Source organism: Marinomonas sp. MED121 (assembly GCF_000153025.1).
Lineage (GTDB): Bacteria > Pseudomonadota > Gammaproteobacteria > Pseudomonadales > Marinomonadaceae > Marinomonas.
Genome location: NZ_CH672430.1, coordinates 517,542 through 533,102 on the forward strand (window position 1 = coordinate 517,542; position 15,561 = coordinate 533,102).

Sequence of the window (15,561 nt, forward strand, 5' to 3'; positions counted from 1 at the left end):
CTTTAAGCGTTTTGTCCTTCTTTATAGCGGTAAACCAAGGCTTTTAGGTTTCTATCATTGTCCTTTTCAGGAAAGCCTTGGCTGTTTTCCAACCTGCGATCGAAAATAAAATCATCTCCTGCGTGTTCAGCAATCAATGCAATAAACGCCTGTTCAGATAAATCTGGGCTATTGGCACATAACAACAGCTGAGCATCGTGATTCACTATCTCAGGTAAACGCCTTAGAATTTTTTGATAATCTTTGGTTAGCTCAAAACTGCCTTTTTGAAAGCTAGGTGGATCAATCACCACCAAATCAAATGGCCCTGTTTTTTTCAACTTACCAAAAGACTTTAAAATATCATGGGGGTAAAAGCTCACGGCTTTCATAAAGCCATTTAACTTGTGATTAATTTTGCCTTGTTTTAGTACACCATTGTTCATATCCATATTCACAACCGAAGCCGCACCACCTTGCATTGCTGCCAAGGAAAAACCACAGGTATAGGAGAAGAGGTTAAGCACCTTCTTATCCTTTGCATTTTTCATCACAAAGGCACGGCCGTTATACATATCGGGGAAAATTCCCGTATTTTGATGCGTTAACAAATCGACCAGATACTGAACCCCTTGCTCTTTAATGATATGAGGTTGTGGAAGCTCTCCATAAAACACTTGGCTTTTGGTATCTCGTCCCGCCCTTTGCTGAAAGACTAACCCTTCCACCTCACCATCTATTTCTGGCACTTTTAGCCAAATAGCATCAACTAAGGCTGCAAGCTCAACTTCATCGATAGCTTGGTAAGAAACCAAAAACAAAAAAGGCGGATAAAAATCTAAGTTAATATGCTCTAACCCTTGATAACAGTGCCCTCTTCCATGAAAAATACGGGCAAGCTCATTGGGCACCAAGTCAACTTGCTCAAGGGCACTTAATAATGAGTGATAGGGAGTTAACGCAGACATAATGGCTCCAAAATTGATTTGCCGCGCATTATAGAACAAATGCAAATTAAGGGCATTAAGCTTACTTATTGATCTATATGGTGAATTTAAAATTGAACGAAAAATAGATAAATTTGTCTTATAATTTACTGGGAAAACTTGATAATAAGGACTTTGCAGAAATCAATAGTACGTTGATTAGACACTCTATGACTAAATAATCTTTAACAGGCAAGTTATCTAGATTCTTAGCACTGAACAGTGGTATAGACCCATGTTTCAAGATAATTTAGAAAGCTCGGAAAGAATTTTTAAACTCACCATCCCCATCATGCAGCAACAGGGTATTCCTCTAACGCCTCAATACTACAACCTCTGGTACACCTACATGAAGCAAAGCAATTTGCTTTTGAATGAACAGATCGATGCTATTTTATTACGTAAGTCTGCACTCTCTCTTGAAGACTGTGATGCACTTGTTCACACCTTTTGTAATCATTCTGCTGAGAACAAATTGGATAAGCTACAACATCAGCTGGGTAACATCAGTAAGTCGAGCCGAGGAGAGGAAATCGATGACTCGTTTGATAATGATATTTTAAGCCAAGCGAATCAACTTGATGATCAAATCAGCCATAATCAAATCAATTTTGATCACTTCTACCAAGATGACCAAGGTCAGAAACAGGACCTAAGTTATATCGTCAATACCATCCGAGATTTAGTTAACTACTGCACTCAAATAAAACAAATCTCACATCAGCTTCACGAAAAGCTCGAGCTTCAAAATAAAGAAATTCAAAGCTTAAAAAAGGTGCTCAGCGAATTTGAAGATGAACACAGTATTGATGGGTTAACAGGCATAACAAATCGAAAAGGCTTTGACCTTATTATCGATGCACTTATCAAACGCCAAGATAGCTTTTCACTTATCTTGATAGACATAGACCATTTTAAAGCCTTCAATCAAACCTATGGCACAAAAACAGGTGATAAGGTTCTGCAGCTGGTTGCCCAAAAGGTAAACCATGAATGTTCGAGTATTGGTCAAATATTTAGATACAGTGGCGGTAAGTTCGCATTAATCTTACCGAATATCAGTCTAGAGAATGCATCAACCTTAGCCGACGCCATTCGTGTCAATATTGGTGATTTGATTCTCACCAATAAGCAAACAGGTCAATTAGCCAAAAACATTACCGTCTCCTTAGGGGCATCTGCATACCTCGAAAATGATACCAAAAACTACATCCTTAAACGGGCAGAACATGCCCTTCTGCAGGCTAAGCAATCAGGTCGCAATAAAGTGATGAGTATCTAACCTGTCAAAAGCGAGCTAAAAAATTGCAATGGCGTCAAAACAAAAAAGCCTTGTGGCATCACCACAAGGCTTTTTATTGGTTAGTAAAACGGATTGAGTGAACCCGTTTTAAAACACTCACACTTACTTGTTTTTCTCTTCCCAGAAATCAGCATTTTTGATGCCTAACTTTTTAGGATCGAAAGTATATTTACCGACTTTCGCTTTGCGCTGAGCTTCATAGTCTTTCAGCGCTTTAATCGCTGGGCGACCCATGAAGAAGATGGCAAGAATACCAACAATATTCAACCAAGCCATTAAACCAACACCCACATCGCCCATAGCCCAAGCTAAGTTAGCGGCTTTAAGCGTACCGTAGAAAGTCGCAACCATAAGCGCTATTTTTAGTAGGAAAGTCAGGCCAGGTACTTTAATGGTACGGTGAATGTAAGCAACGTTCGTTTCAGCAATATAGTAGTAAGCTAAAATAGTAGTGAAAGAGAAGAAGAACAAAGCTAATGCAATGAAAGGCTTACCCACACCTGGTAATACGCTTTCAACCGCCATCTGAGTATAAGCAGGGCTATTAGCGGCAATATCTGCTGCAATGTTTTGAACCAACATGATATCGCCAACACCATGTACGTTATAAGCACCTGTGATCAGAATCATGAAAGCCGTTGCTGAACAGACAAACAAGGTATCGATATAAACCGAGAAAGCTTGAACTAGACCTTGCTGTGCAGGGTGATCGACTTCTGCAGCCGCTGCAGCATGAGGGCCAGTACCTTGGCCAGCTTCGTTAGAGTAAACACCACGTTTTACACCCCAACCAATTGCGGCACCAATACCTGCCATAGGGGTAAACGCATCCCCAAGGATCATACCAATGACACCAGGTACTTGATCGAAATTAAGCACTATGATGACACACGCAATCACGATGTAAGCAAACGCCATGAAAGGCACAATCACTTCTGTGAAACGTGCAATACGCTTAACACCGCCAAAGATGATGAAACCTAGCACGGCAACAACCGCAATTGCTGTCATAATTTTCGTTGAGCTAATCACACCAATACCAGTATCAACCATGGTGCCCGCACCAAAGGCTAATTCTACGGCATTACCAATACTGTTGGATTGAACACCGGGCAGCATAACGCCACAAGCAACAATGGTTGCAATTGCAAAAAGCACTGCATACCATTTCTGGCCAGTTACTTTTTCTAAATAATAAGCCGGTCCACCACGGTATTGGCCTTCATCACTCTCTTTATAGATTTGTGCCAGTGTCGATTCTGTATAAGCGGTTGCTGCACCCAAGAAAGCAACGACCCACATCCAGAATACAGCACCTGGACCACCAAAACCGATCGCCGCAGCGACACCTGCAATATTACCTGTACCAACACGGCCAGATAATGAAACAGCTAACGCCTGGAAAGAAGAAATCCCTTCTTTAGAGCCCTTATTGCTCATCAAGAGGTGCCACATTTCTTTAATCATTCTCACTTGTACGAAACGTGTGATGATTGAATAAAACAGACCCGCTGCAAGACAAAGGTATATTAGAGCTGGACTCCAAATAATACCGTTCAAAAAGTCTAAAACTGATTGCAAACCCTATCTCCTAAATTAATTTAGATTCTATTTTTATATTTGTAACAATTTCGATTAATTTTTACGGGGCGCAAGATATCACTAGAAATTCACTTTGTTAATGGTAAAAATCAGTTTTTTCGACTATTTGAAAGTTTTCTAACAGAATAATGTAATTTTAAGAGGCGTTTTTCCCAGATAAGAAACTAATTTTTCTAACAAGAAAAATATGAAACTAAATCAACCTATTTTTGGCTAAATAACACACTAGATTCATATAAACGAATATAAGAGTGTTTTTTTAAAAGCAAGCCGTCCAAGGAAGAGACTTGGAGCCTATAAACTTCATGTACACCATTTTCCATAAAAGAGTGTATCTAGGGAGATTGAGATTAAGCCGCCTCTTCCCCGTCTGCTCTTTAAAGGTATATGTGTAGTGGTCAACAAAAAATCAAAGAGCACCAAGAAACAATCTAAAAACGACAAAATCAAAACAAAAGCGACAAATAACCTCAAATAAATAAAGTTTCTTTTGACAGGAGGGAGATTGCAGCTGATTATTATTTTTATTAAACGATCATTTAATAAAAACCCAATATCAAGCTTGTTTTATACCTTAGTTAAAATCGAACCAATGGGATAAGTGTTGAGTAAACAGAACAGAAAGTCATTTAAGAAGCGGTTTGAAGAGATGCGTTTTGTACAGGTATCAGGCTTTATTAGAGGAACAAGCTAACGCGTTTTATGGCTATTTTTACTGTGATGATCGTCTAACCATTTTTCATTTGCACTGACCTGCAAATTTTTAGCGAACTCTCTTGAGTTCGCTTTTTTTTGCCCTAGCTTTTTACAAAATGCCAACTGCTTGGCCTATCCTCATTTTCCATTGCCTGCTGACAGGCTTGAATTTTTGATCGCCATTCTGCCTTATCCGTTTTTGATGGGGTGTAATGCAAATTCGTGCAGAAGATAGAAGGTGTCAATTCAGCCCCTTTAATAGGGTGAGAATGCATGCTTGACACTAAAGATTGTGCGACCTGCTCTGTCGACATATTCTGATGCTCTTCAGAAATCAGTAACAACTGATCTTCATGCCAACGAATTAATAAATCACGACTATTAATCAAATAAAATAAATCATATGAAAACTCAGCGACCTGCTTATTCATATAATCTTGCGAATGGGATTGAGTCACTTTAGCAAGGTTATCAATACGAATAAGGAAAAGGCTAACCAATACTGTTTGTTCAAGTTGTTGACTTTCATCATCTTTTGACAAGAATTCAAAATTATTTGTTTCCAATAAAGAGTCAAAATATTGCTCTGTTTTAAGTCCGGTTGTTTTATCAATAAAACTCTGACTTTCTTGCTCCTCTTGCTCCACTTCAAATGAGCTGTAATTCATCAAGGCAACTAGGGTAAACACTATCTGGAATATAATAATTGTAATGATAGAAAGTAAATTAAGATCAAAGTCTGATACTAAGAATAAGCTTATCCCAATACTGAAGAAGTAAATGGCAAAACCTAAAAAACAAAAGACCAAACTAATTAATAAAAACAAACCTCCGCCAAGAAAGGCAAAAGAAATAATCGGCGTCAAAATCGCTAAACTTGGAATCAGCTGTAAATCAACGCTTGCAATCACGCCACCTTGAATTAAAGCAGAAAGAAGTAGCTCATACTGTATAAAGAAATTCGGCCTGGTACTATGTTTACTAAAAAAATGGATGAACTTAGCAAAGACAAAACTGACAGGAACCCAATAAAAATATTCGATAAGAGGATCTTTATTAAACGCATTTAAAGCAGCAATACAGGCAAACAAAGGCCAAACAAGATACGCACAACGATATGCGCACATTCTTATCCATGCCGCTTGTTCTGGAGCAAGGTTTTCTAGCTTATTCATATTTCAGCCTTGCTAGAATCTACTTTAAACAGGGGTTTTACTGAAATACGATTACGCCCTTCCCTCTTAGCTTGGTAAAGGGCTTGGTCAGCCGCTAACATAAGTCCACGAGAGCTGAAGCTGGCGACGGGAATAATAGATGACACGCCAATTGAAACTGTCACCACATTTGATACATCGGACCCCCTATGCTCAATTTGCAACGCTTCAATAGCGGCTAATACTTTTTTAGCCACCATATAGGCACCATCGAGATTAGTATTAGGTAAAATAATATTAAATTCTTCACCACCGGTTCTCGCCACTAGATCACTGGACCGTGTGACACTCCCAGCGATAGTCTGAGCCACTAAATTAAGGCAATCATCGCCTAATGGATGGCCGTAAAAGTCGTTATAATTTTTAAAGAAGTCGATATCAATTGCTAGCATGGATAAAGCTTGTTGACTTTGATAACTTCGCCACCACTGCTCTTCTAGTTTACGGTCAAAATATCGCCTATTAGCAATTTTAGTAATAGAGTCACTATTTGCTTGCACTTCGGCTTTCGCCTTAGCCTTGTTTAAAATAACCCCCCTTAGATGAGAGAGATAACTGACATAATGTGTGGCAAGAAAAAGGTATAAAAACGAAGGAATTAACGCGTAAAGATTCATGTCCATTCGATACTCAAACCCAAAAATGGGAATGGAGATGAGCGCCCCAATGATGGCAGCCAACAGCCCTTTAAAGACGAGTGAAATCCCTTTCATGGCATAAATGGCGGCTGAATTAGCAATGTAATAAGGTAAAAATATCACAGGGTTAAAGTAAACAAGATTTGCCATCAAACCAATTGCAAACATATCTACTAGAAGGCTATTTGCCTCAGTTTTCTCGGTAGGGTTAAGCACGAATTTAGCGAAGGCTATGTGAGGGTAAATAATAAAAAGCAGTAAAATGATCCAAATTAAAAGATGGGTAGAGTCCAGCTCGGGCACACGAGCGATATACACGTTCATCATAACAAGCAAGCAACCTGCTACTCGTATTGGGTAATCAAAAGTACCCGCAGCTTTACTTAATTTCACTCATCCCCCTACTAACATTAACTTTATATAAGCTTTTAGCAATTAAGTTAACGCTCATGTTTTATTTTTAAATCATCATTCAATTAGGCTCAAATTAAACATAAAAATGAATCAAAACCTAGCAAACAAATACTTAATTAAATATTTTTAAAGGATTAAATAAAAGCTTATAACTTATCAGTAAAAAGCTATAGATGAGTTATCAATGAAATGAATTTGATAGGTTAAAAAGTTGAATTTCATACAGCAGCTGATACTTAAATCACAAATACAAATCGCCCTTATTATCACTTAAAACGATGAAAATTAATGGATAACTAGTTCAAAAATAGATCAAAAAGCACCTAGCTGCGAAATTTTTTAAGTTATTTTAAGTACATAAGCGAAACAGGCATTTTGATAACGAGTAAAGGCTAAATTAAAAACTGTCTTAGTCGGAGTGTGTCACTTATTGCTGATATCTAGGGACTTTACGACTCTTTTAATGATTCGAACCCCTCTGCGACCATAGTTGGGATGAACTCTGTGATTTCATAGTCTGCAATGCCTGCTATTTGAAAGGGGTCTTTCGCTAATACTTTATTTAACACCTCTAAATTCAGTGCTTTTGCTAAGATAATCCCCCCCGTTCTCGGTTCCTTGCGTCCCGATGCAATAAAAACACCATTTGCATAACACGCTTCGAGAAAAACAAGATGTGCTGGCATGAGCCGCTCAACCTCAACCAAGTCAACTTTATAGTGCAGAGAAACAATAAACATATGGACCAACCCTTCTTTTAGAAAGCGCATACTAACAAATCAAAAGAGTAAAAGCTTTGTTGGCTATTTCCCCTAAAATTAAAGGTGCGATACAAGGCTTAGGTCATTTAACCCTTTTGTTTATGCTTTGTTATCCCCTACAACTCAGGTTCAATTATCAGGCAATTATTCTCAATTTGAAGAGAATAAGCGCGCTTATTAACAGCCTCACTCGCTTCTACACCTTATACATCTAAAACACCTTATATACCTTTGATTTATTTAAACTATTTTCCAAATTAATACAGATCAAACAAATGTTTATAATATAAACAAAAAGACCCTATAATATTTCACATAACAATAAGCTCTCATAATATGAAAAATAGTATTTCAATTTCCTCTTTCTAATTTCAACTTGAATTTCACAGGCTTAAGATAAATGATTCTTTCATAAAGCATTTTTTGTACAATCCCCGCGGCCAAAGCAAAAAGCAATTTTAACCAAGAAAAAATAATGCAAGTTTTTAGTAAAACTTACCATTATGTGAAATTACAAACCTTTCTTCCAAGTTCAAAACCTGTACAATCGTTCAAGTATTGAGAAAGAAAGGTCCAACACAGCTTTCTTTTCTCGAATCAGTTAAGAGGCTTTTTTCTAAAAATCACTTAACAATCGCGCCGTTATAATAAAAAGAAACGGCATAAACGATTAAAATAATTAGAGTACTGTAGTTATGAATCAGGTTAACCAAGCTTATGATAATAAACAGGGCAGTAAAGGCGGCTTTCTAGAGCGTCTGTTTAAACTTACTGCTCACAAGACCACTCCTAAAACCGAATTGATGGCAGGCTTGACCACTTTTGTGACCATGTCATACATCATGTTTCTTAATCCAATTATCATGTCTAAAACAGGCATGCCATTCGACGGCTTATTTCTAGCGACTTGTATCGGTGCTGCGATTGCAACCATTTTAATGGGTTTATACGCAAACTGGCCTGTTGGTCTTGCTCCGGGTATGGGTCTAAATGCATTTTTCACCTTCTCGGTTGTCGGCTCTATGGGCTACAGCTGGCAAATTGCTTTAGGTGCTGTCTTCTTATCCGGCGTACTCTTTGTTCTTATGAGTGTGACCCGATTACGCGAATGGATGCTAGATAGTATTCCGATGAGCTTACGCCTTGCGATGACAGCAGGTGTTGGTTTATTCCTAGGTTTCATTGGCTTGCGTTTCACAGGTATTGTTGTTCCTAACCCTGACAACGCCCTAGCCCTAGCAGACCTTACCCACTTTGGTTTTGGTAAATTTGGTCCTGAAGCGCCTGCGCTTGGTCTATTAAGCTTTTTCCTAATTGCTGTTCTTAGCTACCGTAATGTATTCGGTTCGGTAATTATCGGTATCGGTCTGACTACCTTTGTTGCTTTCCTAATGACTTGGATCCTTCCTACTGACTTCTTTGTCGTCGCTGAAGAAGCTAAAGCTTGGGCGCCTGCAACAGGCTTTGTTTCCTTCCCTGATGGTGGACTCCTAGCAGTTCCTGACTTTAATGCTATCTCTCCTATTTTCTGGGAAGCAGATATCATGGGTGCACTCGAAGTTGCTATGATCCCTGTTATCGTTACGTTCTTGTTCGTAAACATTTTTGATACTGCAGGTACCCTTATGGGGGTGGCGGAACGCGCTAACCTACAAGACGAAAATGGTAAAATTGAAGGCCTAAGCAAGTCTCTTAAAGCTGACTCTATTTCTTCTGTAATAGGTACTGCATTTGGTTGCCCACCAGTAACCTCTTATGTTGAGTCTGCTGCGGGTGTCTCAGCAGGTGGTCGCACAGGTCTTACTGCGGTAACTATCGGTGTATTATTTGCTCTTGGTGTTTTCTTCTTACCACTTGCGCAAATGCTACCAGGCTTTGCTGTTGATGGTGCTTTGATCTATGTTGCTATGTTGATGATGAGCTCATTGAAGAAAATCGACTGGAACGACCTAACAGAATATGCGCCTGCGGTTGTCACAACGGTCATGATGGCATTCACCTTCTCTATTGCAAATGGTATTGCACTTGGCTTCCTAACTTACACTGTCCTAAAAGTGGGCGGCGGTAAAGCAAACGAAGTCTCTGCAGGTGTATGGGCATTAACAGTGCTATTCATCCTTAAGTTTGTTTTCTTGAGCCATTAATTTTTGATGACTCATAAACTGACTTAACAAAAAAAGGGCCTTCAATGAAGGCCCTTTTTTAATGCGTTATTGTCATCAAACTAAAGCAGTTAGCAAGACGAATACAGGTTAATCAACCTAATATAGAATGCAAACGCACATACTCATTTAACGCAATACGATCCGCTGCTATTCCAATTTGAGCTGAAGCGATTTCACACCAAAACACTTCATCCGCTTCATAAGCCGCTATATCACCTTGCCAGTTTGGAACCACATAATAGTGAATTAACTGCAGCTCACTACTCGCCTCATGATATAAAGAACAAAGGTAGTAATGAACTAAGGCCCTTACCCCTAATTCTTCTTCAACTTCTCGCGTTAAAGTCTGCTCTTGGGTTTCAGAGCCTTCCATATGTCCACCAGGTATAGCAATCAGACCAGGGTCAGACTCTTTTAATAAAGAACGCCGTTCAAGCAAAACGCTATCATCACGAATAAATAAAAAGGAAACACAAGGATGTTGTTGCATCACTCACTTACTCAAAAATTAAGATCTATCTTGGTTTTTCTCTAAACGCTTTTCAATTTGCCTCTTTTCCCAATCAGAGCCAAATATATTGATAACCTCATGGGCCGAAAGCCCCTGAATTAAAAGCGCAATCCCCCAACCTAAAGCGGGCCAAACAACCCAAAAATAACCTGGGTTTGTTAGCAGGTTAATGACTAATAAAAGCAAGATAACACCAGCATAACTGATCAGATTTTTATTAAACGCTTTGATACGTTTTACCTGGGCTATCACTGCTTTTTTTTCTGCCGACTCAGACAGATCAGTCTTTCTGTCACTGTTAGTTTGCTCATTCATATCGACCGTCTCCTGTGACTCTGATTTTGAGTTAGCCATTAAATTGGGGTCCATGCTTTGAAGATCAGAAACGCGTAATTCAAATACTGCTGCAAGGGATTTTAAACTTTCTAAGCCAGCTTTGTTGCCCCGTTCAATACGTTGAATCGTTCGTACGCTTAACCCAGACAAGTGTGATAGCTCTTCTTGTGACCACCCTTTTTCTAACCTTAACTGCTTAACACCCATAGCTATCCCTTAAAATAATAAGAAAAAATAGTAACAAGAGACCTAATCATGAAGAAGGACACAAACATGACACCAAGGTGACATTCTTTATAATTCAATTACTTAGATTCATTAACCTAATTGAGTTTTTGGTTCTGGCCTTCTTAAAAGCCAAGCACTAATTAACAGCGTTATTACCTCGCCAATTAAAAACAGCCACATAATCGGATTAGGTTCACCCTCCAATAAGATGCCTAGACTTCGCCCTAAAGCCATGTTCCCCATAATTAGCATCACGAAAATTAACCCCAGTTTTTCGTAAACAGGCTTGATTGAGAAGTAAAAGAGCAATAAACCAATAGCAAGGCTCATCCCGCCATAGGTGGCCCTAGTATCAATAATGGCTGAGGCTGTATTCATAACAGAACCTGTAACCCAATATAAAGTAGCTTCAGGGACAAACATAAAAGCTAATCCGTAGAGCACAAAAAACACAGCATTTAAACGAATAATCCATTGAGAGAGCGTCATAATCATTCCTTTTAATCATCATGATAAAGTTTTAAAAATAAGGCTAGCAGATAAGATAAAGAGAGTTAACCTAACGATTAAATCAAACCTTTCTTGATTTAATCTTAACAAAAAAATTCGGCCAAGTCGGGTTCCAAGGTAGCCTGCAAGCAATAAGGTAATAAGGTGTAATGCATCATCAGGGGCTAAAATTGATGCACTCATAAAGACAGCAAGTTTAATTAGGTTAAGAGGTAGAGCACTGGCTGCCATAGAAGCAACAAAGGCTTCTTTTGGCAGATTAAGCTGCTTAAACACCAAGGCCTTAATGATACTACCTGATCCAAACACACCTGATATAAACCCATATACCAATCCGGTTAGAACAAGAACCCCATCATGAACCTTATAACGGGGGATTAACTTAAAAACATCAAGGCACAGATAGAGAAGTGACATAAAAGCTAAACCATAACTAAGCCAAGCAGAGTTAATCGATAACAAAGTATAGGCGCCAATAAAAACACCAGGAATAGCGAGTAAACTAAGCTTAAAAACCAAAGGCCAACAAATGTGTGTTCGAAAGTAATAGGTTTTGAGGGAGGTATTATAAAAATAAAAGAAAGTGGTAATCGCGATACTCCATTTAATATCAAATATTAAAGAAGACGCGCTGATTAAAATTAACGCTGAACCAAAACCTGCTATAGCAGATAAGGTCGCGGCTAGAAAAGCCATTATAAAAAATACTAACAGCATTAAATCCATAAACACCCTTAGATAGCCACTTTGCGCAGTGAGTCTAACATAGGCTACTGGAAGTTGAAATTTGAAAAACATTCCTCTCTTAAGCCTGATTTAAACTCTGCTATGACCTATATCAGCCGTATATTTTAACAAGATGATAGCCTGCCCTATTCAGTTTTAGGTGTATTTTATTTTCGCGTCATTAGGTTTAAATAATGAAAATTAAAAAACTAGATATTGCCATAGTCGGTGCAGGCCCAGTCGGTTTAAGTTTTGCGCTGAGTCTGGCTAACTCGGGTCTCAGTGTGGCTATTTTGGAAAAACAAGCCTATGAAAACATTAGAAATCCCAATTTTGATGGACGCGATATCGCACTGACACATTTTTCAAAATCGCAGCTTAAAGAATGGGGAGTCTGGCAGCATCTCCCAGCTGAGCAAATTCATCCTTTAAAAAAAGCTCAGGTGATAGATGGCCAGCTTTTCTCTAGAGACCAAAAGCACAGCGACAGCCTTAAGTTCGAAGGCGCTGATAACCTTGATACGCCTTTAGGTTTTCTCGTTGCCAATCACCAAATAAGAAAAGCCTTATTCAAACAAATAAAGCAACACAGCCACATCCAGCTCTTATGCGAACAAGAAGTGCAAACGATTAAAACAAGTCTGTATTCAAGTTTGATAGAAACTAAGAGCCAAACGTTAGAAGCCAAGCTAATTGTCGCATCCGATAGTCGCTTTTCAGCCACTCGTCGTATGATGGGCTTAAGCGCCAAGATGAAAGATTTTGGCAAACTCATGATAGTCTGCAATATGCAGCATACATTAAGTCACATGAACACAGCCCAAGAATGCTTTCAATATGAGCGAACTTGCGCAATCTTGCCCCTAGGTGAAGGCTATTCTTCTATTGTCCTAACGCTTAATGCCAGCGAAGCAGATCGCTTATTAAATTTAACAAATGAAAGCTTTAGTGAAGAGGTCGAAACGATGCTGGATTCTCGTTTAGGTAAGATGTCATTACTGGGTGAACGTAACGCCTACCCATTAATTGGTGTCATGTCGAACCGCTTTATAGCAGAACGCTTTGCCCTTATTGGTGATGCTGCCGTTGGTATGCACCCAGTTACCGCCCATGGTTTCAATTTAGGACTAAGTTCAGTGAGCACCTTGGCCAACTTGATTATTAAAGCGGATTCAGCGAACAAGAGTATTGCGTCACAACGTCTGTTACTTGAATATGAAGCAAGGCATAAGCTATTAAGCAAACCCCTATATGATGCAACAAATGCAATTGTTGCCCTTTATACAAATAAAACGCCCATGGCAAAAGTGATCAGGAAGCTCGGAATAAAAATCGGAAATCGACTCCCCCCTTTTCAACACTTAGTCACAAAAAGGCTAACCCGAATTAGTAAGCTTTAAATTGCCAAACTATCATAAGGCCGTGCTGTTTTCATTTGAGCTAAAAGCCATGTTTGAAACACATAAGCTAATGGTTTCTTTTCATCAGATCGATTAAGTAGCACATACTGATGGCCAGATTCAATAAATCCAAAAGGGGCAATTAATCGACCTTTTTTAAGGTCATCTTGCACCACAGGATAAGAACCTATAGCAAAACCTAAATCATCCTGAGCAGCTTGCAGCACAAAATAAAAATGAGCGTAATTATGGCTATTATTTTTTAAGGCAAGATGCAAAGTAGCCAAGCTATCATCAGGGATTGAATCTTGACTAATGCCCATCTCTAGCCAATCAGACCAAGCCTGGGTACGAGTATTTGAATGTAATAAGCAGGCTTTACTTAAGTCATTGTGAATTGAATCCCAATAGGTTTTAGAACATACAGGACCGACCCATTCCTTGACTAAAGGAGTCACTTGATAGTGATGGGGTATCTCAAAATCATCTCGTCTAATAGCCATTGATAAGCCATTTAACCCTAAGTTCACCGGCCCACCAGCCGTTGATAAGCGAATATCAGCCTCATTCTCCGCATTAAACTCAGCTAACCTTGGCATTAACCAACGCATGGTTAAGCTCGGTTCGCAGCTCACATCTAAATGCGTTTTTTCGAGTTGAGATAACGCCTGCACACCGTCAGATAACGCAGAAAACGCCTTGTGGGTATACTGCTTTAGCAGCTCACCTTCTAGGGTTAAAAAGACATGTCGACCCTCTTTGTAGAATAGAGATTGTCCTAAAAAACCTTCCAGCTGTTTGACCTGCTTACTCACAGCACCATGGGTAATACTCAATCGTTCAGCCGCTTCACTATAACTTTTACTCGAGGCTGCAGTATGAAATACATAAAAAGATTTAAGATGACGCATATGTGAATTTTTCTCACAATTAAGAGGAATTTAAATCGATTATAGATAGCCAGTTTAAAGCCTACAATAGCCCTTTAATAATTCTTTTTGCAACAATGAGTAGGTGGTTATGGAAGTTTTTGGCTTAGCGTTACTAGGCATTTTAATTGTTATTAGTCCTGGGGCAGACTTTGTTTTAGTACTGAAAAATAGCCTGAATCAAGGTCGTAAAGCGGGTATCTATACCGCCCTTGGTATTAGCATGGCAATTTGCATTCACATTGCCTATTCCCTGTTAGGAATAAGTTACTTAATTTCACAGCATCAATGGTTACACCAGGCGATACAGTATGCAGGATCAGCTTATTTAATTTATTTGGGTTTCAAAGGATTATTAAGTATCAATACACAAACCAACACTCTTAAAGCCAATCAAGATAAGATCCAAGCCAGTCGCTATTTTGCCCAGGGCTTTTTATGTAATCTGCTAAACCCAAAAACCATGCTGTTCTTTTTAAGCATTTTTAGCCAAGTGATTTCACCTAACCAAACGGAGCAAACTTTAGCGCTTATTTATGGTCTTTATATGATTGCGCTCCATGCTATTTGGTTTAGTTTGGTGGCACTGCTCTTTACATCAAATCAATTAGAAGCAGTATTAACCCGTATCAAAAAACCACTTAATCAAGTGTGCGGTGCAGGGCTTATTTGCTTTGGTACCTTATTAGCCATCCGGTCTTAATGCCAACATGATTGCTATAAAGAATTTAATTAAGTAAGGATAAGAACAAGGGGGAAAGCGGAAAAGAAAATGTGTGTTTGAACTTAGTTAAATCAAGGTTTAGACACGGATATCGATCAAACTACCTAAGGTTTCATCACTGGCTTCAAGTGCTTTAGCTGAAGCCTCAAATTGTAGCTTGGCTTCTTGTTGCTTGATCAAAGATTGGTTCATGTCTTGCGAAGCTTGTACGGGTCGTTCAGTATCAGGACTCGTTGCGCTAGAAGCCGCTACATCCCTCGCCGCATTAGACATTTGCTGCTCAGCTTTTTGGATACCTGCTAAACTTGTTTGATACGCACTTATATTTCTATCAATTTGCATAGGCCCTCCTTAAATTGAGCTCAAATCAACTTCCAGTTGAACACATAGTCTATATCCTAGCAAGTTCCACATAAATATAGCTTTTTTCCAACCAATA

The 15,561-nt window shown here is 38.9% G+C and carries 15 protein-coding genes; 4 read left to right on the plus strand and 11 right to left on the minus strand.

Annotated features, from left to right (window positions below; all coding sequences use genetic code 11):
* Positions 1 to 2: 2 nt before the first annotated feature.
* Positions 3 to 947: a class I SAM-dependent methyltransferase gene (locus MED121_RS10250; protein ID WP_009833616.1), complete on the minus strand. Its 945-nt coding sequence runs from the start codon at positions 945 to 947 to the stop codon at positions 3 to 5.
* Between the two features lie 253 nt (positions 948 to 1,200).
* On the opposite strand from MED121_RS10250, the gene MED121_RS10255 reads away from it, so the two are divergent.
* On the plus strand, positions 1,201 to 2,247 hold the full coding sequence (locus tag MED121_RS10255) for a GGDEF domain-containing protein (protein WP_009833617.1): 1,047 nt from the start codon (positions 1,201 to 1,203) through the stop codon (positions 2,245 to 2,247).
* Positions 2,248 to 2,370: 123 nt separating this feature from the next.
* On the opposite strand, the gene MED121_RS10260 is transcribed toward MED121_RS10255, so the two are convergent.
* The 4 genes from MED121_RS10260 to MED121_RS10275 form a co-directional block, all read right to left on the minus strand.
* Positions 2,371 to 3,849 (minus strand): alanine/glycine:cation symporter family protein, encoded by a 1,479-nt coding sequence (locus tag MED121_RS10260; RefSeq protein ID WP_050764563.1) that lies wholly within the window; start codon positions 3,847 to 3,849, stop codon positions 2,371 to 2,373.
* Between the two features lie 818 nt (positions 3,850 to 4,667).
* Positions 4,668 to 5,741: a diguanylate cyclase gene (locus tag MED121_RS10265; RefSeq protein ID WP_009833621.1), complete on the minus strand. Its 1,074-nt coding sequence runs from the start codon at positions 5,739 to 5,741 to the stop codon at positions 4,668 to 4,670.
* Positions 5,738 to 6,811, minus strand: coding sequence for a diguanylate cyclase (locus tag MED121_RS23695; RefSeq protein ID WP_009833622.1), 1,074 nt, complete (start codon positions 6,809 to 6,811; stop codon positions 5,738 to 5,740). Before MED121_RS23695 ends, MED121_RS10265 begins: the two co-directional genes overlap by 4 nt.
* 470 nt (positions 6,812 to 7,281) lie before the next feature.
* The gene (locus MED121_RS10275; protein ID WP_036179923.1) at positions 7,282 to 7,572 is read right to left on the minus strand and encodes a YciI family protein; all 291 of its coding nucleotides are present in this window, start codon (positions 7,570 to 7,572) and stop codon (positions 7,282 to 7,284) included.
* Positions 7,573 to 8,288: 716 nt separating this feature from the next.
* Between MED121_RS10275 and MED121_RS10280 the strand changes: the two genes are divergently transcribed.
* Positions 8,289 to 9,737 (plus strand): NCS2 family permease, encoded by a 1,449-nt coding sequence (locus tag MED121_RS10280; protein ID WP_009833624.1) that lies wholly within the window; start codon positions 8,289 to 8,291, stop codon positions 9,735 to 9,737.
* A gap of 112 nt (positions 9,738 to 9,849) precedes the next feature.
* Here the strand turns inward: MED121_RS10280 and MED121_RS10285 are convergent, their stop codons facing one another.
* From MED121_RS10285 to MED121_RS10300, 4 genes are all read right to left on the minus strand, one after another.
* Positions 9,850 to 10,248: an NUDIX domain-containing protein gene (locus MED121_RS10285; RefSeq protein WP_009833625.1), complete on the minus strand. Its 399-nt coding sequence runs from the start codon at positions 10,246 to 10,248 to the stop codon at positions 9,850 to 9,852.
* Positions 10,249 to 10,266: 18 nt separating this feature from the next.
* The gene (locus tag MED121_RS10290) at positions 10,267 to 10,812 is read right to left on the minus strand and encodes a 2TM domain-containing protein (protein WP_009833626.1); all 546 of its coding nucleotides are present in this window, start codon (positions 10,810 to 10,812) and stop codon (positions 10,267 to 10,269) included.
* Between the two features lie 111 nt (positions 10,813 to 10,923).
* On the minus strand, positions 10,924 to 11,322 hold the full coding sequence (locus tag MED121_RS10295) for a DUF4345 domain-containing protein (protein ID WP_036179926.1): 399 nt from the start codon (positions 11,320 to 11,322) through the stop codon (positions 10,924 to 10,926).
* A gap of 18 nt (positions 11,323 to 11,340) precedes the next feature.
* Positions 11,341 to 12,141, minus strand: a complete 801-nt coding sequence (locus MED121_RS10300; RefSeq protein ID WP_009833628.1) for a sulfite exporter TauE/SafE family protein — start codon at positions 12,139 to 12,141, stop codon at positions 11,341 to 11,343.
* Between the two features lie 122 nt (positions 12,142 to 12,263).
* Here MED121_RS10300 and ubiM point away from each other — a divergent pair, with 122 nt between their 5' ends.
* Positions 12,264 to 13,469, plus strand: coding sequence for a 5-demethoxyubiquinol-8 5-hydroxylase UbiM (gene ubiM, locus MED121_RS10305; protein WP_009833629.1), 1,206 nt, complete (start codon positions 12,264 to 12,266; stop codon positions 13,467 to 13,469).
* Here ubiM and MED121_RS10310 read toward each other — a convergent pair.
* Complete coding sequence (locus MED121_RS10310) at positions 13,466 to 14,380, minus strand: LysR family transcriptional regulator (RefSeq protein ID WP_009833630.1); 915 nt, start codon at positions 14,378 to 14,380, stop codon at positions 13,466 to 13,468. The genes ubiM and MED121_RS10310 overlap by 4 nt on opposite strands.
* Positions 14,381 to 14,489: 109 nt before the next feature.
* On the opposite strand from MED121_RS10310, the gene MED121_RS10315 reads away from it, so the two are divergent.
* Positions 14,490 to 15,101 carry a LysE family translocator gene (locus MED121_RS10315; RefSeq protein WP_009833631.1) on the plus strand — a complete coding sequence of 204 codons (612 nt, stop codon included), beginning with the start codon at positions 14,490 to 14,492 and terminating at the stop codon, positions 15,099 to 15,101.
* Between the two features lie 99 nt (positions 15,102 to 15,200).
* Here MED121_RS10315 and MED121_RS10320 read toward each other — a convergent pair whose 3' ends face one another.
* Positions 15,201 to 15,464: a hypothetical protein gene (locus MED121_RS10320; protein WP_009833632.1), complete on the minus strand. Its 264-nt coding sequence runs from the start codon at positions 15,462 to 15,464 to the stop codon at positions 15,201 to 15,203.
* Positions 15,465 to 15,561: the final 97 nt, after the last annotated feature.